Raw genomic sequence first — 22,450 nt, 5'->3', positions numbered from 1 at the left:
AGGAGACGGATATGTGTACAGTTTGCGGCTGCGGCGCAGGGGAAACGAAGATCGAAGGGGAGCACGAACATACGCACGTCCATGAGGACGGAACCGTGCATACCCACACCCACGATCACGGGCATGACCACGATCACAGCCACGCCGCCGCGCCGCTTGGCGCCCATGCCCACAGCCATCACCACGGCGATGGCAGCGAACACAGCCACGACCACGTTCATTCCGGCGAACACGCCCACAGCCATGGCGACGAGCATCACCACGAACACGGCGTCGCCGGCGATCTCGACTACGGCACCGGCCCGGCCCGCGCCCATGTGCCCGGCATGTCGCAGGCCCGCATGGTGCAGATCGAGCAGGATATCCTGTCCAAAAACAACACCTACGCCGAGGCCAACCGGCAGAGTTTCGACGACAAAGGCATCTTCGCGCTCAATCTCGTTTCCAGCCCCGGCTCGGGCAAGACCACGCTGCTCTGCAAAACCATCGAACTGTTGAAAGACAAGGTCGCCATCAGTGTTGTCGAAGGCGATCAGCAGACTTCCAACGACGCCGAGCGCATCCGCGCCACCGGCGTTCAGGCCCTGCAAATCAACACCGGCAAGGGCTGCCACCTCGACGGCCACATGGTCGGCCACGCCATGGAGCGCCTCAAGCCGGCCGACGAGTCGCTGTTCCTCATCGAAAACGTCGGCAACCTCGTCTGCCCGGCCGCCTTCGATCTTGGCGAACACCACAAGGTCGCCATCCTCTCGGTCACCGAAGGCGAAGACAAGCCGCTCAAGTATCCGGACATGTTTGCCGCGGCCGACGTCATGCTGCTCAACAAGGTCGACCTGCTGCCCTACCTCGAATTCGACGCCGACCTGGCCGAAGCCAACGCCCGCCGGGTCAATCCCGATTTAACGATCTTCCGCGTCTCGGCAACCAGCGGCGATGGTTTGTCCGCCTGGCTCGACTGGATTCAATCGGGGCTGGAGGCGCAACGCGCCAAGCGTTCGGAATCGGTCGACGCGCTGAAGCGCCGGGTGGCCGAGCTGGAGCGTCAGTTGGCGGCAAAGTAGGCCGCCGATGAGCGGCCGCCTGTTCCGCATTCGCGGTCTCGTCCAGGGCGTCGGCTTCCGACCCTACGTCTGGCGGCTGGCCACTGAGCTCGGGCTGACCGGCTGGGTGCGCAACGACGGGGCCGGGGTGATTGCCACGGTCAACGGGAAAAATTGGCCAAAATTCAAATCCCGTTTGCCGCTCGAAGCTCCGCGTCTGGCGCGTATCGACAGCATCGAGGATGAAGCGGCCGAGGTGACTGGCGATGGCTTCGTGATTCTCGACAGCGAACCGGGCGAAGTCAAAACCGCCATCGGCCCCGACGCCGCCATCTGCCCCGAGTGCATCGCCGACATTTGCGACCCGGCCAGCCGCCGCTGGCGCTACGCCTTCACGACTTGCACCCATTGTGGCCCGCGCTATACCGTCAGCCGCCGGATTCCCTACGACCGCGCGCAAACCAGCCTCGCCGCCTTTCCGCTCTGTGCGCCGTGCAACGACGAATACCGCGCCCCGGCCGACCGCCGTTTCCATGCCGAAACTACCTGCTGTCCGGACTGCGGCCCGCAACTGCGCCTGCTTTCGGCTGACGGACAGCCACTGGCCGGCGACCCCATTGCCGAAACCCTGCGCCTGCTGCGCGATGGCAAAATCGTCGCCATCAAGGGGCTGGGCGGTTTCCATCTCGCTTGCGACGCGCGGAACGCTGCCGCCGTGGCCGAACTGCGCGAACGCAAGCAGCGCGAGGAAAAGCCCTTCGCCGTGATGGGCCTCAACGCCGCCTCGCTGGCCGAATTTGCCCGGATCGGCGATGACGAACTGACGCTGCTGCACAGCGTTGCCGCACCCATAGTCCTCTGCCCCAAGGGCGCCGCCGAACTGAAAGGCATCGCTCCCGGCCTCGCCTGGCTCGGCGCCATGCTGCCGGCAACGCCGCTCCACCTGCTGCTCTGGCACGAAGCGGCTGGCCGTCCGGCCGGCACCGACTGGCTGACGCAAACCAACGATCTCCTGCTGGTCATGACCAGCGCCAACCCGCACGGTGAGCCGCTGGTCATCGCCAACGACGAAGCGCTCGACCGCCTGTCCGGCATCGCCGATGCCTACCTGGTGCACGACCGCGACATCGTCATCCGCTGCGACGATTCGGTTGTCCGCGCAGGCCCTGCTTTCATCCGCCGCGCCCGCGGCTACGTGCCGGTACCGATTGCACTGGCCGACGACGGCCCGACCGTACTGGCGCTCGGCGGCTACCTCAAGAACACGATCTGCCTCATGAAAGGCCGCGAAGCCTTCCTGTCGCAGCACATCGGCGGTCTCGACAACGCGGCGGCCATCGGTTTCCTCGAAGAAACGGTCGATCATCTGCTGGCCATCCTCGACGTCCGGCCAGAGCTGATCGCCCACGACCTCCACCCCGATTTTCCCTCCACGCATCTGGCGGTCAGGCTGGCCGAAAAGCTCGGCATTCCAGCCGTCGCCGTCGGCCATCATCACGCCCACATTGCTCCGATCTGCGCCGAACATGGTATCAACGAGCCGATCATCGGCCTGGCGCTCGATGGCGTCGGCCTCGGCCCCGATGGTGGCGCCTGGGGCGGTGAGTTGCTGCATCTTGATGGCGCAAACTGCGAGCGCCTCGGCCATCTCAGCCCGCTGGCCATGCCCGGCGGCGACCGCGCCGCTAAAGAGCCGTGGCGCATGGCCGTCTCCGCCCTGCACGGCGCCGGCTTCGGCTACCGCGTCGGCGGCTGGATCAAGCAGTATTACCCGACGCGCGACCCCGGTCCGCTGCTCACCATGCTCGCCCGCAATCTGCGCTGCCCGCCGACGACCAGCCTCGGCCGCTGGTTCGACGCTGCCGCCGGCCTGCTCGGCGTGCGCGACCTCATGCAATTTGAGGGGCAGGCGGCGATGGAACTCGAAGGTCTGGCTGCCCAATACGGCCCGGTCGAACCGCTGCCCGGCGGCTATACCTTGCTCGAAGGCGGCACGATCCTCGACTTTTCACCGATGTTGTCGCCTCTGATGGGCTGCAAGGACGATGCCGCCCACGGCGCCGCGCTGTTCCACGCTACCGTCGCGGCCGGTCTGGCCGACTGGGCGATTGCTACGGTCAACCGGAAAAACAGCCCAAAATTGAAAGGCACTAAAATCGCCGTCGGCGGCGGCTGCGCGATGAATACCGTGCTCATGACGGCGCTACGCAGCCGTTTCGACGCCGCCGGCATCAAGCTACTTGAAGCCCGCCAGGCGCCGCCCAACGACGGCGGACTGGCTCTCGGTCAGGCCTGGATCGCCCGCCGTCTGGCGCTTGCCGACCGGCTGGCGAGCGGCGAAAATCGGTCGGAACAGGTTTCGACAAAGGAAATGTCTTGAGCGATAAGGCGCCAACTTCGTGGCAGTTTGATCCGGCCAGTGCGCTGGCCCGGCGCTGCGCCGCCCTGTCCGAAGGCTTGCCGGTCAATCCGGCGCTGACGGCCGAAGTCTGCTGGTGCGTTCAGGAACGTGGCGACTGGCTGGCCGGCGTCATCGCGCCAGGCTTCGTCCGCATTTTTCTCTTGCCCGGCGGCGGCGATTTGTGGGGCGACATTCCGCTCGGCCAGCAGCGCTACCTGGCGCTGGGGAACATGGACTGGCGTTTCGTCGCGGCCCACGACCCGGAACTTGGCGATTATCAGTGCGTCGAACTGGTGCAGCCGATCAGCCAGGTGCTCGGCATGGCGGCGGCCCGACTTCTCGTCGGCGACGCCCGTTTGGCGCTCGGTCTTGGCGCCCATGTGGCCGTGGTTGGCGATGAACCGCGTCAGCCGGTCAGTCGGCGCGGCTTTCTGCGCGCCCTGAGCGGCCGGCGATGAACCGAATTTTGAGAGTTTGAGGAGCCGTCATGTGTCTGGCCATTCCCGCGCAAGTCGTTGAACTGCGCGACAACGACAACGCTCTGGTCGATCTGGCCGGGGTCAAGAAGGAAATTTCTCTGGCCTTGGTCGAGGGCGTGGTGGTCGGCGATTACGTGATCGTCCATGTCGGCTACGCGCTGAACAAGCTCGACCCGGAAGAGGCAGCCAAGACGCTCAAGCTGTTTGCTGAAATGGGCGAGTTGGCACCCGGCGACGATCTGACCATCCACTGATGAAATACATCGACGAATTCCGCGACGGCGAAGTCGCCAAGGGCCTGGCCGAAGCCATCCGCCGCGAGGCCAACCCGGCGCGCAACTACCATTTCATGGAATTCTGCGGTGGCCACACCCACGCCATTTCGCGCTACGGTGTTTCCGACCTGCTGCCGGCCAACGTCAAGATGATCCACGGCCCGGGTTGCCCGGTTTGCGTGCTGCCGATTGGCCGCGTCGATCAGGCGATCAGGCTGGCTTTGGAGCAGGGCGTGACGCTGTGCACCTACGGCGACTGCCTGCGCGTGCCAGCCTCCGACAGCCTCTCGCTGCTCAAGGCCAAGGCCCGTGGCGGCGACATCCGCATGGTCTATTCGAGCGCCGATGCCGTGACGCTGGCGCAGAAAAATCCGGACAAGCAGGTCGTCTTCTTCGCCATCGGCTTCGAAACGACGACGCCGCCGACGGCCGTGGCCATCAAACAGGCCGCCGCCCTCGGCCTCAAGAACTTCTCGGTACTCTGCTGCCACGTGCTGACCCCGTCGGCCATCTCGAGCATTCTCGAATCGCCGGAAGTGCGCCAGTGGGGCACCGTGCCACTCGACGGCTTCATCGGCCCGGCCCACGTGTCGACCATTATCGGCAGTCGGCCCTACGAGTTCTTCGCCGAGGAATACCGCAAGCCGGTGGTCATCGCCGGTTTCGAACCGCTCGATGTCATGCAGGCGATCAGGATGCTGGTTCGCCAGGTCAACGAAGGGCGGGCCGAGGTTGAAAACGAGTTCTCGCGGGCGGTTGATCGTGATGGCAATCTCAAGGCGCAGGCCTTGGTGGCCGAAGTTTTCGAGATGCGCAAGAATTTCGAATGGCGCGGGTTGAACATCCTGCCCTACTCGGCCTTGCGCATTCGCAGCCAGTTCGCCGAATTTGATGCTGAAAAACGCTTTCCGCTTGGTTATAAGTCGGTCGCCGACCATAAGGCCTGCGAATGTGGGGCGATCCTGCGCGGGGTCAAGCGGCCGCAGGACTGCAAAATTTTCGGGACGGTTTGTACGCCGGAGAATCCGGTGGGGTCGTGCATGGTGTCGTCGGAGGGGGCTTGTGCGGCGCATTACACGTATGGGCGGTACAAGGATGTGGCCTGAAGTGGGGGTTTCTTTTTTTAATTGGCTTGGGGTTCCGCCTTGTTGGCGGGCGTACTTTCTTTTGCTTCGCCAAAAGAAAGTAGCCAAAGAAAAGGCGACCCCGGGGGCGGCGCCGGCTTTGCCGGTTCCTTGCGCTACTCGGCAGGCCGGGCGGCTGCGGAACTCGGGCTTCGCCCTCAGACAGTCCTCGCCGACTGCCCCCGTCCTTCCTGCGTTGCTCAGCGCCTTCCACGGGGGCCCCAAAGGCGTCCGTGCTCGACCGTCGTTCCGAAAAACAGACATCCACGGTCAACCAGAAAAAACGGCCAAAAATGAAATCCGCCATTCAGGCACAAAAGCTCAAGTACGGGTCGTTTCACCGGGCCCCTTGAGAGGTGCCGAGCAACGCAGGGGCTGGCGGATAAAGGGCGAGGACTGTCTGAGGGCGCAGCCCGAGTTCCGCAGCCCCCGCCAGTCCCGAGTAGCGCAGGGAACCGGCGCAGCCGGCACCGACCCAGGGTCGCCTTCTTCTTTGGCTACTTTCTTCTTGGCGAAGCAAGAAGAAAGTACGCCCGCCAGCAAGGCGGAAACCCAAGCCGATTTAACGGAACCCTTCACCCCATGACCGAAACCCGCAAAACCTACGTCCGTCCCCTCGACATCAAGCACGGCCATGTCGACATGGCCCACGGCTCCGGCGGCCGGGCCATGGCGCAATTGATCGAGGAATTGTTCGCCAAATATCTCGGCAACGAATACTTGGCCCAGGGTGACGATGGCGCGCTGCTGCCGAACCCGGGCGAGGGCAAATTGGTCATGGCCACCGACTCGCATGTCGTCTCGCCGCTGTTCTTCCCGGGCGGCGATATCGGCTGCCTGTCGGTGCACGGCACGATCAACGACGTGGCCATGATGGGCGCCAAACCGCTTTATCTTGCTGCCGGCTTCATCCTTGAAGAAGGCTTCAAGCTCGCCGATCTGGCGCGCATCGTGCAAAGCATGGCGGCAGCGGCCAAGGAGGCTGGCGTGCCGGTGGTGACCGGCGATACCAAGGTCGTCGAGCGCGGCAAGGGCGACGGGGTGTTCATTACGACGACTGGCGTCGGCGTCGTCGCGCCGGGCCGCGAACTGTCCGGCCGTTATGCCAAACCGGGCGATGTCATTCTGGTTTCCGGCACATTGGGCGATCACGGCATGGCGATCATGGCCGAGCGCGAGAGCCTCGGCTTCGAGTCGCCCATCGTTTCCGATACGGCTGCGCTGCATGGCTTGATCGAGGCGATGCGGGCCAGTGGTGCCGATATCCATGTCCTGCGCGACCCGACGCGAGGCGGGCTGGCGACGACGCTCAACGAGATTGCCAAGCAATCAGGCGTCGGCATGATGCTGCAGGAGAAGGCTTTGCCGGTGAACCCAGCGGTCAATGCAGCCTGTGAATTTCTGGGATTGGACCCGCTTTATGTCGCCAACGAAGGCAAGCTGGTGGCGATCTGCGCCGAAGCGGATGCTGAAAAGCTATTGGCCGCCATGCGCGCCCACCCGCTGGGTGGGGCGGCGGCCATCGTCGGCTCGGTGCATGAAGATGCGCACCATTTCGTCCAGATGACGACCGGTTTTGGCGGCCGTCGTATCGTGGACTGGCTGAGCGGCGAGCAGTTGCCGCGGATTTGCTGAGACCGGCTTAGTGGCGCAGCGCGATCATCACCGACAGCACGTCGCCGACTTCGGAAATGACCAGTTCGCGGGCGTCGGCAAAATTGTCGGCATTGCGGATGTGGAACAGGTCACGACGACCGTCCGGATAGCGGATGGCGGCGACGTATTCCGGACGCGGTGCCCGGCTGACGGGAAGATCCCGAGTTTTGACTCGCTTTTGCTGTGTTTGCATTGTTGTTCTCCGATCCCATTTTTGTTGATGTGCATCGTAGTCAAAGCCAAGTGTCTGAAAAATATCGCGAAAGTTATAGAAGTATGCGGCATGGGACGACACACCCCGCAAAGCCCCGTCCTGCCTCGCTTCAGGTTGCTGACATGAATTGTAAAGAACTGTAAATCGTGCGAATTCTCCTCATTTCCCATAGCTTCAACGGCCTGACCCAGCGACTTTGTTGCGAACTTGTTACACGCGGCCACGAAATCAGCATCGAATTCGACATTGCCGATGCAGTCAGCGAGGAGGCCGTGGCCCTGTTCCGGCCGGATTTGATCATCGCTCCGTTCTTGAAACGGGCGATTCCCGAGTCGATCTGGTCGCGCCATTGCTGCCTGATCGTCCATCCAGGGCCGGTTGGCGACCGCGGTCCATCGGCGCTCGACTGGGCAATTCAGGGGGGCGCCAAGGAGTGGGGTGTCACAGTGTTACAAGCCGAGGCTGAAATGGATGCGGGGCCGGTCTGGGCGTCGGCGACCTTTCCGATGCGCTCGGCTCGAAAAGCCTCGATTTATCGCAGCGAAGTCACCGAAGCAGCCGTCCAGGCGGTGATTGCTACGGTCAACCGGAAAAATGAGCCAAATTTCAAACCGGCGCGCGTGCCGGGGCAGGCGCACGCGCTGATGAAGCAGGCTGACCGCGCCATTGACTGGCAGACCGAAACCAGCGCCGCCATCCTGGCCAAGCTCAATGCCGCTGACGGCTTCCCTGGCGTCGCCGATGAACTGTTCGGTCAGCCCTGTCACCTGTTCGATGCCTGGCCGGAAGCGTCGCTCAAGGGCGATCCGGGTAGTCTGCTTGGCCGCCGTGAAACGGCAATTTGTCGGGCAACGGCTGACGGCTCGGTATGGATCGGCCACGTCAAGCCGGCTGGTGGCATCAAGCTGCCGACAACGCTGGCTTTCACGGAGGCTGCCGAGCTGCCAGAGTTGCCGCTAGACGGTGGCTACTGGAAGTCGCCGACCCCGACCTGGCAGGACATCGCCTACGAAGAGGCTGGCGGCGTGGGCTTCCTGAGCTTCGAGTTCTACAACGGCGCGATGAGCACCGGCCAATGCCGGCGCCTGACCGAAGCCTTTCAGTGGGCGACAACGCGGCCAACCAAAGTCATCGTGCTGCGCGGCGGCAGCGATTTCTGGTCGAACGGCATTCACCTCAACACCATCGAGGCGGCCGAAAGCCCGGCCGACGAGTCGTGGGCCAACATCAACGCCATCGACGATCTGGCCGAGGCCATTTTGCGCTGCGAAACGCAGCTGACCGTGGCCGCGGTTGGCGGCAATGCCGGTGCCGGCGGTTGCTTCCTGGCGCGCGCCGCCGATTTCGTATGGTTGCGCGACGGCGTCATGCTCAACCCGCATTACAAGAACATGGGCAATCTCTACGGTTCGGAATTCTGGACCTATCTGCTGCCACCGCGCGTCGGCGATGAGGGGGCGAAGGCCATCATGCGCCACCGCCTGCCGATGACCGCGCCGGAAGCAGTCAAGCTCGGCTTTTACGACGCCTGCCTGCCCGGTCCCGCCTTCGCCGTCGATGTCGCCCGCCGTGCCGCCGAACTGGCTTCTGCTCCAGATTTCCCGGAAAAACTCGCCGCCAAGCAGGCCAAACGCCGCGCCGACGAAGCCACCAAACCGCTGGCCGCCTATCGCGCCGAGGAACTGGCCGAAATGCGCCGCAACTTCTACGGCTTCGACCCCTCGTATCACGTCGCGCGCTATCATTTCGTCTCCCGCTCGGCCCATTCTTGGACGCCGCGCCACCTTGCCCGCCACCGCGATCTCGACTGGAAAGTTCCGGCATGACCCTTCCGTCTTCCCACAGCAGCCTGCGCCGCTTGCCGGCCATCCTCGTCGTCGACGACGAGGTGCGCTCGCAGGAAGCCCTGCGGCGGACGCTGGAGGAAGATTTCGAGGTGCTCTGCGCCTCCAGTGCCGACGAGGGCATGGAAATCCTCTTGCGGGAGCAAGCCGTCCGCATCGTGCTATGCGACCAGCGCATGCCGGGGACGACCGGCGTCCAGTTTCTCAAGGAAGTACGCACGCGCTGGCCGGACATCGTGCGCATCATCCTTTCCGGCTACACCGACGCCGAGGACATCATCACCGGCGTCAACGAGGCCGGCATCTGGCAATACCTGCTCAAACCCTGGCAGCCCGAGCAATTGTTGTTGACCCTGCAGCGTGCCGCCGAAGTCTGGCGTCTGCAGCAGGAAAACCAGCGCCTGTCGCTCGATCTGCGTACCGCCGAGCCGGTGTTGAAAAGGCAGGTCGATCACAAGCAGGAAAAAGTCAAAAGCAGCTTCGGCCTGGCCAGCCTGATCCGCGCCCCGGGCAGCCCGATCAACGCCGTTTGCGACATGGTCGGCCGCGTCGCGCCCTTCGACCTGTCGATCATGGTCACCGGCGAATCGGGCACCGGCAAGGAAATGATCGCCCGCGCCATCCACTACGAAAGCAGTCGGGCGAGCAAGGCCTTCATCACCGAAAACTGCGGCGCGCTGCCCGATAACCTGCTCGAATCCGAGCTCTTCGGCTACAAGCGCGGCGCCTTCACCGGCGCCGTCGATGATCGCGTCGGCCTCTTCCAGCAGGCCGATGGCGGCACCTTGTTCCTCGACGAAATCGGCGAAACCAGCCCGGCTTTCCAGGTCAAGTTGCTGCGCGTGCTGCAGGAGGGTGAGTTCCGCCCGCTCGGCAGCAATCGTCCGGTGCATGTCGACGTCCGGGTCATCGCTGCGACCAACCGCGATCTTGAAGACGATGTCCGCACCGGCCGCTTCCGCGAAGACCTCTATTACCGGCTGGCGACCATCGCCCTGCACGTGCCGCCGCTGCGCGAGCGGCCGATGGACCTGCCGCTGCTCGCCAGCCGCCTGCTCGCCAGTAGTTGCAACGCCCTCGGCAAGCCGGTCGAAGGTTTCACCAACGAGGCGCTCGCCAGCATCGCCGCCTACCGCTGGCCGGGCAATGTGCGCGAACTGCAGAACGAAATCCTGCGCATGGTCGCCCTGTCCACGACACCGCTGCTCGGTCCCGACCTGCTGTCGCCGCGTGTGCTGCGCACGCCGGTTGGTGAAGCGCCGACGGCCGACTTCGCTTGGACCGATGGTCTCTCCGGCGGTCTCAAGGAACGCATGGACCAGCTCGAAATGCACGTTCTCAAGGAAGCAATGAGCCGCCATCGCTGGAACAAGTCGCGCGCCGCCCGCGAGTTGGGTTTGTCGCGCGTCGGCCTGCGCGCCAAGCTGATTCGCCACGGGCTGGAGCAAGCCGAATGAAGGTCCTCTGGCTGCAGAGTGGCGGCTGCGGCGGCTGCACGCAGTCGATGCTCTGTTCCGAGCCACGCTCGCTGTTCGACGAACTGCGTGATGCCGGCATCGAGTTTCTCTGGCACCCGGCGCTCTCGGTCGACAGCGGTGAGGAAGCGCTCACCATCCTCGAAGACTGCGCCGAAGGCCGGCTTGCCTTCGACGCCCTGTGCATCGAAGGGGCCATGCTGCGCGGCCCGAACGGCACCGGCAAATTCCACCTGATGGCCGGCAGCGGTCGGCCGCTGACCGAATGGGTCGCTCGTCTGGCTCGCCACGCCAAATGGGTTTTCGCCATCGGCTCGTGCACGGCCTACGGCGGCTTTTCGGCCAATACGCCGGGCAATCCGCTCGAAGCCTGCGGCCTGCAGTTCGACGAGCAGACGCCGGGTGGCCTGCTCGGCGCCGGCTTCCAGTCGTCGGCCGGCCTGCCGGTGATCAACATCGCCGGCTGCCCGACGCATCCCGGCTGGGTCGTCGACACGCTGGAAAAAGCCGTTTTGGAAGGGTTGACCGTAGCGGACCTCGACGAATACGGACGGCCGCTGCTTTACGCCGGCGAACTGGTCCATCACGGCTGCGCCCGCAACGAGTTCTACGAATTCAAGGCCAGCGCCATGAAGCAGTCCGACCTCGGCTGCCTCATGGAAAACCTCGGCTGCAAGGGCACCCAGGCGCATGCCGATTGCAACCTGCGGCCGTGGAACGGCAGCGGTTCCTGCCTGCGCGGCGGCTTCGCCTGCATCGCCTGCACCGAACCCGGTTTCGAATCGCCCGGCCACGCTTTCCAGGAAACGCCCAAGCTGGCCGGCATCCCGATCGGCCTGCCGACTGACATGCCGAAAGCCTGGTTCGTCGCGCTCGCCGCGCTGTCCAAATCGGCGACACCGAAGCGCGTACGCAATAACGCCGTCGAGGATCATCCGGTGGTCATGCCGGCGGTGCGCAAAAAGGGCGGTGGCAAGTGAGCCGGATCGTTGTCGGGCCATTCAACCGCGTCGAAGGTGATCTCGAGGTCAGCCTTGATCTGGAGGCCGGCCGCATCCAGTCGGCGCAGGTCAATTCGCCACTCTTCCGTGGCTTCGAACAGATCATGGTCGGCCGCGCCCCGCTCGACGCGCTGGCCATCGTGCCGCGCATCTGCGGCATCTGCTCGGTCGCCCAGTCGGCGGCCGCGGCCTCGGCGCTGGCCGGGGCGATGGGCGTCGTTCCTACGGTCAACGGGAAAATATCGCGAAATTTGATCTGTGCCACCGAAAACCTGGCCGATCACCTGACGCATTTCTACCTCTTCTTCATGCCCGATTTTGCCCGCCCGGCCTATGCCGACCGGCGCTGGTATCCGGCCGTTGCCCAACGCTTCACCGCGGTCAAGGGGGATGCCGCGGCCGAAGTATTGCCGGCCCGTGCCGGCTTCCTCCGAATGATGGGCTTCCTCGCCGGCCGTTGGCCGCATACGCTGGCCATCCAGCCCGGCGGCAGCACGCGGGCGATCACAGCCGGCGAGCGCATCCGCCTGCTGGCCTTGCTTCGCGAATTCCGCGGCTTTGTCGAAAAACGCCTGTTCGGCGACTCGCTGGCCGCCGTTGCCCAACTGGCCAGCAAGGATCAGCTACTCGCCTGGGCCGATGGGCGAGCCGGTGATTTCCCCGCCTTCCTGAATGCTGCGACGGACCTCGGTCTCGATAAACTCGGCCGCGCCTACGACGCCTTCCTGTCCTACGGTGCTTACGGCCTGTTTCCGGCCGGCACCTGGCAGGCCGGGCAGGCGGCAGCTTTCGACCCGGTCGCCATCGACGAAGACACCACCAGCGCCTGGCTGGCAGCCGGCCAACCGCGCCACCCGGCGCAGGGCGAAACCATCGTCGACGCCAACAAACCCGACGCCTACACCTGGTGCAAGGCGCCGCGCTATGCCGGCCAGCCCTTCGAAGTCGGCGCCCTGGCCCGCCAGGTCATCGCCGGTCACCCGCTGGCCCTCGACCTGATCCAGCGGGACGGCGCCAGCGTCATGGCCCGCGTCGTCGCCCGCCTGCTCGAACTGGCCCTCGTCCTGCCCGCCATGGAAGGCTGGGTGAATGCCCTGCAGCCCGGCGAGCCCTTCTGCGCCCACGGCGACATGCCCGAAGACGCCAGCGGTACCGGCCTCGTCGAAGCCGCCCGCGGCAGCCTCGGCCACTGGCTCAGCATCAGGCGCGGCCGCATCGAGCGTTACCAGATCATCGCCCCGACCACCTGGAACTTTTCCCCGCGCGATGCCTCGAACCGGCCCGGCCCGCTCGAACAGGCACTCGTCGGCATGCCCGCCGGCGAAGGCGCGCCGCCAACGGTCCAGCATGTCGTGCGCTCCTTCGACCCGTGCATGGTGTGCACGGTGCATTGACCCGGTGAGTGTTTCCCGGCGCCTCGGGTAAAGTAGCAATCCAGCCACCGCGATCAGCCTCAGGAAAGCATGCCCGGTCTTCAGATAACACTCTCCAGCACCTTCAACCGGTTTTTCGAATCGGAAAAATCGAGCGGGGTCTTGCTGATTTTCTGCACGATTATCTCGCTGGTCATCGCCAACTCGGCTTTCGGCCCGGGCTATATGGATCTCTGGCATATCAAGGTGGCCGGGCTGAGTCTCGAACACTGGGCCAACGATGGGCTGATGGCGCTGTTTTTCCTGTTTGTCGGGCTGGAGTTGGAGCGCGAGTTGTACGTCGGCGAACTGTCGAATTTCCGCAAGGCCTTGTTGCCGATCATCGCCGCGGCGGGCGGCATCGTGGTGCCGGCGGGAATCCACTATGCGCTCAATGCCGAGATGCCGACTCAGGCCGGAGCAGGGATTCCCATGGCGACCGACATCGCCTTCGCGCTCGGCGTGCTGGCCCTGCTTGGCAGCCGGGTGCCGGCTTCGCTCAAGATTTTCCTGACAGCACTGGCGGTCATGGACGATCTGGGGGCCATCGTCGTCATCGCCATTTTCTACACGGCTAATTTCTCGCCGGCCTATCTGCTCGCGGCGCTCAGTGTTTTTGGCGTGTTGATCGTGCTCAATCGCCTGCGCGTGATGTCGTTGCTACCCTATCTGCTGGGCGGTGCGCTGATGTGGTTCCTGATGCTGAAATCCGGGGTGCATGCCACCATTGCCGGGGTCTTGCTGGCTTTCGCCATTCCTTTTTCCGGCCCTACCGATGACGAATCCTCGCCATCGCACCGTCTCGAACACTTGCTGGAAAAGCCCGTGGCCTTCATCATCCTGCCGATTTTCGCGCTGGCCAATACGGGGATCGTCATTGCCGCCGGCTGGCAGAACGAACTGCTGTCCAGCAACAGCCTGGGCATTCTCGGCGGGCTCGTTCTCGGCAAGCCGCTCGGCATTTTCCTGGCCAGCCTGCTCGCCGTCCTGGTCGGTGCCTGCGTCCTGCCCGGCGACCTCAAGTGGCGCCATATTTTCGGCGCCGGTCTGCTCGGCGGCATCGGTTTCACGATGTCCATCTTCATCGCCAACCTGGCTTTCCCGGGCAGTCCGGATCTCGTCAATGGCTCGAAAATGGCCATTCTGAGTGCCTCGCTGATAGCCGGGGCGCTCGGTTTTCTCTGGCTGAGATTTTCCGGTTCGACCCGGTAATACTTGAAAATTGGCTGTTTTTTCCGGTTGACCGTGACTTCCACGGTCAACCGGAAAAAACAGCCAAAATTGAAACTCGCCGGGTGCTATCCGGCGCATGCCTTTGGTATGCTTGGCCGCTAGTCCAGCCTGAAAAGCGCACCGCATGAAGCAGACAACGACGTATTACGACTTGCTGGAAGTGAGCTCGCATGCCGATCTGGCCGAGATCACCTCCGCCTACCTGAGAATTTCCCGCGAGCTGGCCTCGGGAAACAGCCCGCTCGGGGCGCCCGAGGCGGAGTTTCGGCTGAAGCTGGTCAAACATGCCTACGAGGTGCTTTCCAGCCCGTCGCGCCGCTCGGATTACGATGCCGGCCTGACGACGCGCGGCGTTGCGCCGTCGCTGGCGGAGCAGACCATGCATATCGAAGTGGCGCTGGAGGCTAAGAAATGGAGCCCGATCCGGCGCTTGCTGACGATCATCGCCGGACTCATGATCTTCGGCATGGTCATGCAGATCGGCGCCACCTACATGGCCTACCAGCGGGCTTCGGCGCTGGGCGGCGGTGATCCCGCATCGCCGGCGGCCGAAAAAGTTTATCTCCAGGATTTCTACCAGACCTACGGTATTCGCGCCGCGAGCAAGGCCGAGGCAGATTTGCTGCTGGCCGACATGAAGCGCAAGGAGCAGGCCGAGCGCGAGGAAACCCAGAGTCAGCGTCTCGTCGAGCAGCAGGAGCGCGAACAGCGGCGCTTCGAGGAGGAGTCCCGGCGTCTCGGGGCCGAAGTCTCGGCCAATCTGCGGCGAGCCGAGCAGGAGGCCGAGCGGGCTCGGGAGGAAGAAATCCGACGCAAGGAAGAGGCCGAACGGCGGGCGAAAGAAGAGGATCTGGCCCGCCGGCAGCGCGAAATCGAGCGCTTCCGTGGGCGCAGTTTTTCGTCGGGCGAGTGATTTTCCGTCGCGTGCGCCAAGCTGAGATCAGCGCCAGAAAGCCGCTTCACCGGATCGCCGGCTTCCTGGCCTGCAGCATTTTCGTCGTCGCTCTGGCTGCCTGCCAGCGGTTCAGTGCCAGTGATTTCGTCGGCAAATGGCAGTCCTCACGCGCTGTTACGCCCATCCATCTGGCCGCCAACGGCGAGTGGGAAATCCGTCAGGACGACGGCAGCGTCCTGCAATACGGCGTCTGGCGCTACGAAGACAAAAAAATCATCTGGAGCATCAAGGAGGGCAGTCGGGTGATCGACGATCCGACCCCCGTGCTTGCCGTCGAGCGCGCCGAGTTCAGGCTGAAAGAGCGGGATGGCGCGACGACCGTTTTCCGCCGTCTCGAGTGACCGCCGCGCCGACGGAAAATGACTTGGTAATTTCCCGGCTGGCTCATTAGACTGGAACTGTTGCCGTACGTAGCTTGATCAGCCCGATCTGCTAGCGAAGGAGTCCAAAAATGTCCCCGCTCATTGCCTTCTGGAATCTTGAAAACCTCTTCGCGCCCGAAGGCTTTCCGGGGCGCGAGCCGTGGCTCGCCAAGGCCATGCAGAAGGAGCTCAAGGGCTGGTCGGAAACGTTGTTCAAGCGAAAGATCGCCCAGCTCGGCGCTATCATCGTCCGCATGAAGGAGGGCGCCGGCCCCGACATTCTGGGCGTCTGCGAGGTTGAAAACCGTTTTGCCCTGCAGGCCCTGGCCGACCAGCTCAACCATGCTTTGCCGGCGCGCAATTACCAGCTCGTTCATGTCGATTCGGGGCGCGATCAGCGCGGCATCGATACCGCATTTCTGTTCGACGCCAACCAGTTTACTGCCAAGATGGACGAGCTGTTTTCGCACTGGGTCATGCGCCAGACCGGCACGCGCGATATCACGCAGATCACTTTCGTTGCCCCCTCTGGCAAGCAACTGGTCATGCTGGCCAACCACTGGCCGTCACGCTCGTCATCGACCGGTGACGGGGCGGAATATTCGGCCGGTTTCCGCGCCACGGCGGGCGAAACGCTGGCTTATTGGCACGGCCGGATTCGCGAAGAGAAGGGTGACAATACTGCCGTCATCGCGTTCGGCGACTTCAACGACGAACCCTTCGACCGATCCGTCACCATCCATGCCCAAGGCCTGCGCGACAAGGGTGATGTCTCGCGGGCAAAGAGCGCCAAGTTCTACAACCTGAGCTGGGAATATCTGACGGTGATGACCCAGGACCACAAGGGCAACCAGCGCCTGCTCAACGGCACGCTGTATTTCGGCGGCGATGCCAGCCTGTTCGACCAGATCCTGATTTCACCCGGCCTGCTCACCGGCAAGAGCGGATGGCGGACGGTTGGTGGCAGCGCGCGCATCGAGGCCTATCCGCCCATGGTCAGCCATCGCGTCGGCGAAGGCCCGATCCGTTTCGGGCTGCCGGCCGGCGATGTGGCTGAAAACGTCAATCTGGACGGTTACAGCGACCATTTTCCGGTGTCGGTCCGCATCGAAGAGGTTTGATCGGGCGCCGCAGCGCCCGACCTTCTGTCTAGAAACCGATCTTCCGGCTCCGCCCCATGCGGGCCTGTTCGAAATCCCGCCCTTCCAGCCAGTTGCGGCCTTCCAGCTTGGCTGTCCCGAAGGCGGCGAGCAGGCGTTTGCGCATGTCGCGCGGCGGTAGCGAGCCGAGGCGTTCGAGCACCGCTTCGTCGGCTTCCGGCGGGAAACCCCAGTCGTGCTGGCCGACGATTTCGCGGTACAGCGCGGCAGCAATGCTGATGGCGGCGTCGTGGTCGGGGCGCGGCACTTCGTAGACGTTCATGCGGTTGAGAATCGGCTCGGGGATCGAACGTTCGTCGTTGGCCGTCGTCACCCACAGGATGTGCGAGGCGTCGATGTCGATGTCGATGAACTCGTCCTTGAAGGCGCGCGCCGTGTCATGTTCGAGCAGACCGTAGAGCGAACCCATCGGGTCGTAACGCGAATCGCCGCCGGCCTTGTCGATTTCGTCGAGGACGACGATGGGGTTGGCGTAGTCGCCATGGACCAGCGTGTGCGCCACCTTGCCGGGCTTGGCGTTGTTCCATTGCGAGGATGCTCCCGAGAGCACCCAGCCGGCGGTTAGCGAACTCATCGAGATGAATTCGTGGCCGGTGCCGAGGCGGGACGCCAGTTCGCGGGCGAAATGGGTTTTGCCGATGCCCGGCTCGCCAAGCAGCAGGATGGGCGTGAAGCTCATCGGCTCGTTGCCGGCCACCGAGAGGGCGACGTACTTCTTGAGGTCGTCGATCACGTCGCTGAAATTGGGGCAGGTGTCGTAGAGATCGTCGATCATGTCGGCGCCGGTCGGGCGGATCAGGAAACGGCCGCCGCCGCGCTGTTTCATCTTGTCGTAGAGGCTGGCCAGCGCTTCGTTGCGATTGCCGGCTGCTTCTTCCATGGCGCGGTCGATGGCCGCCACGTCGTAGATGGTGCGCTCTTCAGCGACCGAGAGTCGGATTTCACTGTGTGCCATGATGACTTCCTCCATGCGCTCTTAGACCGGTTAACGGATCCAGCGTGCTACGGGTTTAGTCGAGCATATTTCGTTCCCGGTGCCGGGTGGTGGTCATCGAGAAGGGGGGAAACCATTGGCGCAAGGGGCTTTGCGGCTTTCAATAAGGGCGAAATGGCAATTTGAAATTTGGCCGTTTTTTCCGGTTGACCGTAGCAATCCGACAATTTGTGCCCCTCTTTGGAGCGTTCAGTGCTCCGGGTAGAGCAGTTTCTGCGCCGTCTCGAACACCTCGCGTTCCTCGAAGCGAACATGGTCGTAGAGCAAGGTGGCGAAGCGGGCGAGGAGCTCGCTGTCCGGTTCGGCCAGGCGCCGCTTTAGATCGCGCAACTCGGCGTGCTCGGCTAGCGTGCGCGCTACCAGTTCGCCGGCCCCAACAGCGGCCAGTGCGGGCAGCAAGTCTTTTTCTTCGCTCTGGAAATGGTTTTCGAGCGCCTCGGCAAAGGTCTCGACAATCTTTTCCGCCGCCTCGGCGATGGCCAGCGCATGTCCCGAATCGCTGGCGAAGCGGGCCAATCGGGACAGCTTGAGGGCGTGGTGGTGTTCGCGCGACAGTTGCTGCAGGGCGGCATGGCGTTTCATCGGGCACCTCGTTTGGCGTTACGCCGGACTAAAGTCACCAGCGTTGCAATGAAGACGATGAGCACCAGACCGTTCAACAGGGCGGCGTTGTGGCGCAGATCGAAATTGTCGGCCAGCCCGCCAAAGACGCGCAGCGCCAGCGTCAGATGGAGCAGCGCGAGCGGCAGGTAAAGGGCCGGGTGGTAGGGAATCTTGATGCGGGTGACGGCGGGAAAAATGATTGGCGCGTGGCCGAAGACCATGGAAAACACGAAGCCCAGGCCAATGGCGTGCAAGGCCGCATCGCGCCATTCATGGCCGGGGGGGAAGGCACCCGCCAGCCCGAGCAGGCCGGCCGCGAAGAGCCAGGCGTAGCCGGAAAGCAGGCAGGCGGCGATGAAGCGGGTCAGGCCCTCGGTGGCGATGTTGCGGCGGGCGATGTCGTAACGCAGCAGCCAGAGGGCGAGGGCGATCAAACCGGCGGCGAAAAACCGGTCGAGTCCGGCCACGGCGCTGAGCAACAGTACGCCGACGATGGCGATGAAGAGCTTTTGGGCGAGCGGTGGCGTGGGCAGAAAACGGGTCAGTTCGAGGCGTTCGCCGGCGATGGTCAAAACGAGAAAAAGCAGCCACCAGGCCACGGCAGCGCTGATATTGCCGGTAGCCAGCCAAATTAGGTTGCCGACCAGCCAGCAACCGGCGGCCAGGGTCAGGATGATGGTGAAGACGGCGACCTGACGGCGCAGGGCGACGGCGCTGGCGGCAATCAGGCCGAGCGCGCCAAGGCTGCCGAGGATCTGGCCGAGCAGCAGCGGGGCGCCGGCGAGCAGCGCAATGCCGCTGGCCCCGGCCGCCAAGGGTGCGAGATAGGCCCAGTTGCGACCCGCCGCGACGGCGCGTTCGAGGCTGATCACCGTGCCGAAAAAGGCGGCGATCATGAGCGGCCCATGCACGCCGGCGGCCTGCATGGCGGGAGCGGGCACCTCCCAGCCGAGGCGGGCGAGGCCGGCCATGACGCCGCCGAGCAGCGAGAGCATGCCGAAAAAGAGCAGCGGCAAGCGGCCGCCGGGTTTGAGGTCGGCCATTTACGCGCTGTCCGCCTCGTTCCAGCCCAGGCTCAGCCGGCATTTCTCGCTCATCATCGACGGCGCCCAGGGCGGTTCCCAGACGAGGCGGATTTCCGGCTGGCAATCGGCCGGCAGGATGCGGTCGAGCTCCGCGTAGGCGTCATCGACGATCATTTCGCCCATCGGGCAGGCTGGCGAGGTCATGGTCATTTCGATGAGCAGTTTGCTGCCGTCGAGGTCGATACGGTAGATCAGGCCGAGATCGACAATATTGGCGCCGACCTCGGGGTCGACCACCTTGCGCAGGGCGGCGCGGATCTGTTCGGTATCGAGGGCAGCGGTCATCGGAGCCAGACGTTAGAATGTGGTTCGGCCATCCTAGCATCGCGTTTTGAGGCCGTATTTAGCACGGAGCAAAGAACATGGAACGCTTCACAATTTCTTTGGATGAGGCTTTGGCCAAGGAATTCGACCAGCTGATCGCGGCCCGCGGCTACAGCAACCGCTCGGAAGCCGTGCGCGACCTGATCCGCGGCGCCATCGAGAGCGACCGCCAGCGCGAAACGCCCTCCGGCCACTGTGTCGCCAACCTGTCCTACGTCTATAACCACCACGAACGCGAACTGGCCGAACGCCTGACCGGCCTGCAGCACGACCACCACGACCTGACGGTGGCGGCGCTGCACAGCCACCTCGATCACGACAATTGCCTCGAATCGGTCATCCTCAAGGGCTCCACCGCCGATGTCCGCCAATTTGCCGATGCGCTGATGGCCGAACGCGGCGTCCGCCACGGCAAGCTCAACGTCATCGCGCTCGAAGCGGAACATCATCACGCCCACGACGATCACGGCGAAGCCCATGTCCACTATCGTCCCGCCCGCTGATCTTTCCGCCGAGTCACCCCTGCCGCCGGGCGGCGAACAGGCGTGGATCGAAGTCATCCAGAAAATGGACGAGGTCTACAACGACCTCCTGCAATACGAAGTCGCCCTCGAAGAAAAGAACGCCGCGCTCGAAGAGTCGCACCAGTTCATCGAGAGCGTGCTCGCCTCGATGTCGGACATCCTGATCGTCTGCGACCGCAACGGCGGCATCGAGGAGGTCAATTCCTCGTTGCTGCACATCTCCGGCAAGACGGCCAGCGAACTCGAAAAGACCCCCGTCTTCGACCTCTTTGCCGACGACATCGAACGGGCCAAGGCGCGCGACATCTTCGCCCGCTACGGCCGCGAAGGCGTCCACGATTGCGAGTTCTTCCTGCGCGCCGGCGACGGTTCGACTGTGCCGGTGTCGATGAACTGCACACCGCGCCTGTCGCAGACCGGGAAGCTCATGGGCATGGTGGTCACCGGCCGGCCGGTCGGCGAACTGCGCCGCGCCTATTCCGCCTTGCGCCAGGCGCACGACGACCTCAAGCGGACGCAAGGCCAGTTGCTGCACGCCGAAAAGATGGTTTCGCTCGGCCGTCTGGTCGCCGGCGTGGCGCATGAGCTCAACAACCCGATCAGCTTCGTGCTCGGCAACGTGCTGTCGCTCAAGCGCTACGCCAGCCGGCTCGAAAGCTACCTCGGCGCGGTGCATGCCAGCGACGCGGCCGAAGATGGCGCCTTGCAGACCATGCGTCAGGAGCTGCGCATCGACCGCATCCTCGCCGACATGCCGCACCTCATCGACGGCATGATCGAAGGGGCCGAGCGCACGCGTGACATCGTCGATGCGCTCAAACGCTTTTCGGCCGTCGACAAGATGACGCCCGAGCAGGTCAGCCTCAACGAAGTCGTCGAGCGCTCGGTGCGCTGGGTGGTGCAGAGCGCGGCGGCCAATTTCACGGTCAACACGAAAATATCGCCAAATTTGAAATGCTCCGGTTCGTCGGGACAACTCCAGCAGGTCATCATGAATCTCGTGCAGAACGCCTGCGATGCCACGGCCAGCCAGCGGGAGCCCGGCTTGACCGTCAGCGGCGGCATCGAAGATGGCATGGTGATCCTACGCTTTGCCGACAACGGGCCGGGCATTTCCGAGGAACATCTGGGCCGCCTGTTCGAACCCTTCTTCACCACCAAGCCGGTCGGTCAGGGCACCGGTCTTGGCTTGTCGATCAGCTACAGCATCGTCGAACGCCATGGCGGCAAGCTCAGCGCCCACAACCTCCCGGGCGGCGGGGCGGAATTTGTCCTTGCACTTCCGGTGGAAAGTCGCTGACCATTTAGCGGGCATTCTGGCCAGCTTTCAGACGATGAAGTCAATACGAACAACGACTTATTGATCTGGCACGGTCTTTGTATGAAGATGAGTATAAATTTCATACAAAGCCCATGGAACCTCTGCCCTCCGACTGGCTGTCGCTACTCATCCTGACCTTCGTGCTCGGCATGAAGCATGGTTTCGACGCCGACCATCTGGCCACCATCGACGGCCTGACCCGCTACAACGCCCGCACCCGGCCGGGTCTGGCGCGCTATTGCGGCACGCTGTTCTCGCTCGGCCACGGCGCCGTGGTCATGGCCATTGCCCTCGGCGTCTCGGCGCTGGCCGGGCGGTGGGAAGTGCCGGAATGGTTCGGCACCCTGGGCGCCGTGATTTCCATCGCTTTTCTCGTTGCCTTGGGCAGCCTGAATCTGGCCGCGGTGCTCGCCGCCGAACCCCATGAAATGGTCCAGCCGGTCGGCCTAAAGGGCCGCCTGCTCGGCAACCTGCGCCATGTTTCGCACCCGGCGCTGATCGCGCTGGTCGGCGCCCTGTTCGCCCTTTCCTTCGACACGCTGTCGCAAGCCGCTTTCTTCGCCCTGACGGCCACGCAATTCGGCGGCTGGGAACATGCGCTGATTCTCGCCCTGCTCTTCATGCTCGGCATGCTGCTGACCGACGGCATCAACGGCCTGTGGATCGCCCGCCTGATTGCCCGGGCCGATCAGGTGGCGCTCATCGCTTCGCGCGTCATGGCGCTGGTGGTGTCGGGCGTCAGCCTGCTGGTCGCTGCCTTCGGCGCCGCCAAAATGCTGTCGCCGGCGGTCGATATGTGGAGCGAAGGCAAGGAATTGATATTCGGTTTTTCGCTGGTGGCGATCATCGCCCTCAGCTTTATTGCCGCGGTGCGCCTGACGCGCCGGCCTGTGGCGGCCTGACGACTTGGCGATGGGGGATGGCCGGGCGACCGGCTTTTTTAAGCGATGGGTTTAAGAAAAAAA

Annotated in this window: 22 protein-coding genes; 17 read left to right on the top strand and 5 right to left on the bottom strand. The window is 63.8% G+C overall.

From position 1 onward, the window contains the following. Window positions 1-11 precede the first annotated feature (11 nt). The 6 genes from hypB (at window position 12) to hypE (ending at window position 6,957) form a co-directional block, all read left to right on the top strand. Window positions 12-1,064: a hydrogenase nickel incorporation protein HypB gene (gene hypB / locus KI610_RS18815; protein WP_226496467.1), complete on the top strand. Its 1,053-nt coding sequence runs from the start codon at window positions 12-14 to the stop codon at window positions 1,062-1,064. Between the two features lie 7 nt (window positions 1,065-1,071). Then, window positions 1,072-3,423, top strand: a complete 2,352-nt coding sequence (gene hypF / locus KI610_RS18810; RefSeq protein WP_226496466.1) for a carbamoyltransferase HypF — start codon at window positions 1,072-1,074, stop codon at window positions 3,421-3,423. Next, window positions 3,420-3,902: a [NiFe]-hydrogenase assembly chaperone HybE gene (hybE, locus tag KI610_RS18805; protein ID WP_226496465.1), complete on the top strand. Its 483-nt coding sequence runs from the start codon at window positions 3,420-3,422 to the stop codon at window positions 3,900-3,902. Before hypF ends, hybE begins: the two co-directional genes overlap by 4 nt. A gap of 29 nt (window positions 3,903-3,931) precedes the next feature. Continuing rightward, window positions 3,932-4,177 carry a HypC/HybG/HupF family hydrogenase formation chaperone gene (locus tag KI610_RS18800; protein ID WP_226496464.1) on the top strand — a complete coding sequence of 82 codons (246 nt, stop codon included), beginning with the start codon at window positions 3,932-3,934 and terminating at the stop codon, window positions 4,175-4,177. Continuing rightward, window positions 4,177-5,304 (top strand): hydrogenase formation protein HypD, encoded by a 1,128-nt coding sequence (gene hypD / locus KI610_RS18795; RefSeq protein WP_226496463.1) that lies wholly within the window; start codon window positions 4,177-4,179, stop codon window positions 5,302-5,304. The genes KI610_RS18800 and hypD overlap by 1 nt, the downstream gene beginning before the upstream one ends. Window positions 5,305-5,904: 600 nt before the next feature. Then, window positions 5,905-6,957: a hydrogenase expression/formation protein HypE gene (gene hypE, locus KI610_RS18790; RefSeq protein ID WP_226496462.1), complete on the top strand. Its 1,053-nt coding sequence runs from the start codon at window positions 5,905-5,907 to the stop codon at window positions 6,955-6,957. Between the two features lie 7 nt (window positions 6,958-6,964). Here the strand turns inward: hypE and KI610_RS18785 are convergent, their stop codons facing one another. Then, the gene (locus KI610_RS18785; RefSeq protein ID WP_226496461.1) at window positions 6,965-7,171 is read right to left on the bottom strand and encodes a hypothetical protein; all 207 of its coding nucleotides are present in this window, start codon (window positions 7,169-7,171) and stop codon (window positions 6,965-6,967) included. 167 nt (window positions 7,172-7,338) lie between these two features. On the opposite strand from KI610_RS18785, the gene KI610_RS18780 reads away from it, so the two are divergent. From KI610_RS18780 to KI610_RS18745, 8 genes are all read left to right on the top strand, one after another. After that, a complete protein-coding gene (locus tag KI610_RS18780) occupies window positions 7,339-9,018 on the top strand; it encodes a hydrogenase maturation protein (RefSeq protein WP_226496460.1) in 1,680 nt (559 codons plus the stop codon). After that, window positions 9,015-10,493 carry a sigma-54-dependent transcriptional regulator gene (locus KI610_RS18775; RefSeq protein WP_226496459.1) on the top strand — a complete coding sequence of 493 codons (1,479 nt, stop codon included), beginning with the start codon at window positions 9,015-9,017 and terminating at the stop codon, window positions 10,491-10,493. Before KI610_RS18780 ends, KI610_RS18775 begins: the two co-directional genes overlap by 4 nt. Then, window positions 10,490-11,491: an NADH-quinone oxidoreductase subunit B family protein gene (locus KI610_RS18770; RefSeq protein ID WP_226496458.1), complete on the top strand. Its 1,002-nt coding sequence runs from the start codon at window positions 10,490-10,492 to the stop codon at window positions 11,489-11,491. Before KI610_RS18775 ends, KI610_RS18770 begins: the two co-directional genes overlap by 4 nt. After that, entirely contained in the window at window positions 11,488-12,906 is a 1,419-nt protein-coding gene (locus KI610_RS18765; protein ID WP_226496457.1) for a nickel-dependent hydrogenase large subunit, read from the top strand. Before KI610_RS18770 ends, KI610_RS18765 begins: the two co-directional genes overlap by 4 nt. Window positions 12,907-12,975: 69 nt before the next feature. Next, the gene (gene nhaA, locus KI610_RS18760) at window positions 12,976-14,136 is read left to right on the top strand and encodes a Na+/H+ antiporter NhaA (protein WP_226496456.1); all 1,161 of its coding nucleotides are present in this window, start codon (window positions 12,976-12,978) and stop codon (window positions 14,134-14,136) included. A gap of 145 nt (window positions 14,137-14,281) precedes the next feature. Then, window positions 14,282-15,070: a J domain-containing protein gene (locus KI610_RS18755; protein ID WP_226496455.1), complete on the top strand. Its 789-nt coding sequence runs from the start codon at window positions 14,282-14,284 to the stop codon at window positions 15,068-15,070. Next, window positions 15,067-15,453, top strand: coding sequence for a hypothetical protein (locus tag KI610_RS18750; RefSeq protein WP_226496454.1), 387 nt, complete (start codon window positions 15,067-15,069; stop codon window positions 15,451-15,453). The genes KI610_RS18755 and KI610_RS18750 overlap by 4 nt, the downstream gene beginning before the upstream one ends. 110 nt (window positions 15,454-15,563) lie before the next feature. After that, window positions 15,564-16,595, top strand: coding sequence for an endonuclease/exonuclease/phosphatase family protein (locus tag KI610_RS18745; RefSeq protein ID WP_226496453.1), 1,032 nt, complete (start codon window positions 15,564-15,566; stop codon window positions 16,593-16,595). 28 nt (window positions 16,596-16,623) lie between these two features. On the opposite strand, the gene KI610_RS18740 is transcribed toward KI610_RS18745, so the two are convergent. The 4 genes from KI610_RS18740 to KI610_RS18725 all read right to left on the bottom strand — a co-directional run bounded on the left by KI610_RS18740 (window position 16,624) and on the right by KI610_RS18725 (window position 19,601). Beyond that, complete coding sequence (locus KI610_RS18740) at window positions 16,624-17,589, bottom strand: AAA family ATPase (protein ID WP_226496452.1); 966 nt, start codon at window positions 17,587-17,589, stop codon at window positions 16,624-16,626. Between the two features lie 228 nt (window positions 17,590-17,817). Then, window positions 17,818-18,210 carry a hemerythrin domain-containing protein gene (locus KI610_RS18735; protein WP_226496451.1) on the bottom strand — a complete coding sequence of 131 codons (393 nt, stop codon included), beginning with the start codon at window positions 18,208-18,210 and terminating at the stop codon, window positions 17,818-17,820. Further along, window positions 18,207-19,274, bottom strand: a complete 1,068-nt coding sequence (locus tag KI610_RS18730) for a hypothetical protein (protein WP_226496450.1) — start codon at window positions 19,272-19,274, stop codon at window positions 18,207-18,209. The genes KI610_RS18735 and KI610_RS18730 overlap by 4 nt, the downstream gene beginning before the upstream one ends. After that, a complete protein-coding gene (locus KI610_RS18725; protein WP_226496449.1) occupies window positions 19,275-19,601 on the bottom strand; it encodes a metal-sulfur cluster assembly factor in 327 nt (108 codons plus the stop codon). It lies immediately after the preceding gene. Window positions 19,602-19,678: 77 nt separating this feature from the next. Between KI610_RS18725 and nikR the strand changes: the two genes are divergently transcribed. The 3 genes from nikR to KI610_RS18710 all read left to right on the top strand — a co-directional run bounded on the left by nikR (window position 19,679) and on the right by KI610_RS18710 (window position 22,387). Continuing rightward, the gene (gene nikR, locus KI610_RS18720) at window positions 19,679-20,143 is read left to right on the top strand and encodes a nickel-responsive transcriptional regulator NikR (RefSeq protein WP_226496448.1); all 465 of its coding nucleotides are present in this window, start codon (window positions 19,679-19,681) and stop codon (window positions 20,141-20,143) included. Then, the gene (locus tag KI610_RS18715; protein ID WP_226496447.1) at window positions 20,118-21,464 is read left to right on the top strand and encodes a PAS domain-containing sensor histidine kinase; all 1,347 of its coding nucleotides are present in this window, start codon (window positions 20,118-20,120) and stop codon (window positions 21,462-21,464) included. The genes nikR and KI610_RS18715 overlap by 26 nt, the downstream gene beginning before the upstream one ends. Window positions 21,465-21,577: 113 nt before the next feature. Then, entirely contained in the window at window positions 21,578-22,387 is an 810-nt protein-coding gene (locus tag KI610_RS18710) for a HoxN/HupN/NixA family nickel/cobalt transporter (RefSeq protein WP_226496446.1), read from the top strand. The last annotated feature ends 63 nt before the right edge of the window (window positions 22,388-22,450 follow it).

The organism is Ferribacterium limneticum, assembly GCF_020510565.1.
Lineage (GTDB): Bacteria > Pseudomonadota > Gammaproteobacteria > Burkholderiales > Rhodocyclaceae > Azonexus > Azonexus limneticus_B.
Note: the sequence above shows the minus strand (reverse complement) of the source record. Positions and strands in the feature narration are given on the sequence as shown.

Excerpts from the sequence above, each read along its gene's own strand:
- hypB (WP_226496467.1), top strand. The coding sequence starts at position 12 with ATGTGTACAGTTTGCGGCTGCGGCGCAGGGGAAACGAAGATCGAAGGG.
- hypF (WP_226496466.1), top strand. The coding sequence starts at position 1,072 with ATGAGCGGCCGCCTGTTCCGCATTCGCGGTCTCGTCCAGGGCGTCGGC.
- KI610_RS18800 (WP_226496464.1), top strand. The coding sequence starts at position 3,932 with ATGTGTCTGGCCATTCCCGCGCAAGTCGTTGAACTGCGCGACAACGAC.
- hypD (WP_226496463.1), top strand. The coding sequence starts at position 4,177 with ATGAAATACATCGACGAATTCCGCGACGGCGAAGTCGCCAAGGGCCTG.
- hypE (WP_226496462.1), top strand. The coding sequence starts at position 5,905 with ATGACCGAAACCCGCAAAACCTACGTCCGTCCCCTCGACATCAAGCAC.
- KI610_RS18785 (WP_226496461.1), bottom strand. The coding sequence starts at position 7,171 with ATGCAAACACAGCAAAAGCGAGTCAAAACTCGGGATCTTCCCGTCAGC.
- KI610_RS18775 (WP_226496459.1), top strand. The coding sequence starts at position 9,015 with ATGACCCTTCCGTCTTCCCACAGCAGCCTGCGCCGCTTGCCGGCCATC.
- KI610_RS18770 (WP_226496458.1), top strand. The coding sequence starts at position 10,490 with ATGAAGGTCCTCTGGCTGCAGAGTGGCGGCTGCGGCGGCTGCACGCAG.
- nhaA (WP_226496456.1), top strand. The coding sequence starts at position 12,976 with ATGCCCGGTCTTCAGATAACACTCTCCAGCACCTTCAACCGGTTTTTC.
- KI610_RS18755 (WP_226496455.1), top strand. The coding sequence starts at position 14,282 with ATGAAGCAGACAACGACGTATTACGACTTGCTGGAAGTGAGCTCGCAT.
- KI610_RS18745 (WP_226496453.1), top strand. The coding sequence starts at position 15,564 with ATGTCCCCGCTCATTGCCTTCTGGAATCTTGAAAACCTCTTCGCGCCC.
- KI610_RS18740 (WP_226496452.1), bottom strand. The coding sequence starts at position 17,589 with ATGGCACACAGTGAAATCCGACTCTCGGTCGCTGAAGAGCGCACCATC.
- KI610_RS18735 (WP_226496451.1), bottom strand. The coding sequence starts at position 18,210 with ATGAAACGCCATGCCGCCCTGCAGCAACTGTCGCGCGAACACCACCAC.
- KI610_RS18730 (WP_226496450.1), bottom strand. The coding sequence starts at position 19,274 with ATGGCCGACCTCAAACCCGGCGGCCGCTTGCCGCTGCTCTTTTTCGGC.
- KI610_RS18725 (WP_226496449.1), bottom strand. The coding sequence starts at position 19,601 with ATGACCGCTGCCCTCGATACCGAACAGATCCGCGCCGCCCTGCGCAAG.
- nikR (WP_226496448.1), top strand. The coding sequence starts at position 19,679 with ATGGAACGCTTCACAATTTCTTTGGATGAGGCTTTGGCCAAGGAATTC.
- KI610_RS18715 (WP_226496447.1), top strand. The coding sequence starts at position 20,118 with ATGTCCACTATCGTCCCGCCCGCTGATCTTTCCGCCGAGTCACCCCTG.
- KI610_RS18710 (WP_226496446.1), top strand. The coding sequence starts at position 21,578 with ATGGAACCTCTGCCCTCCGACTGGCTGTCGCTACTCATCCTGACCTTC.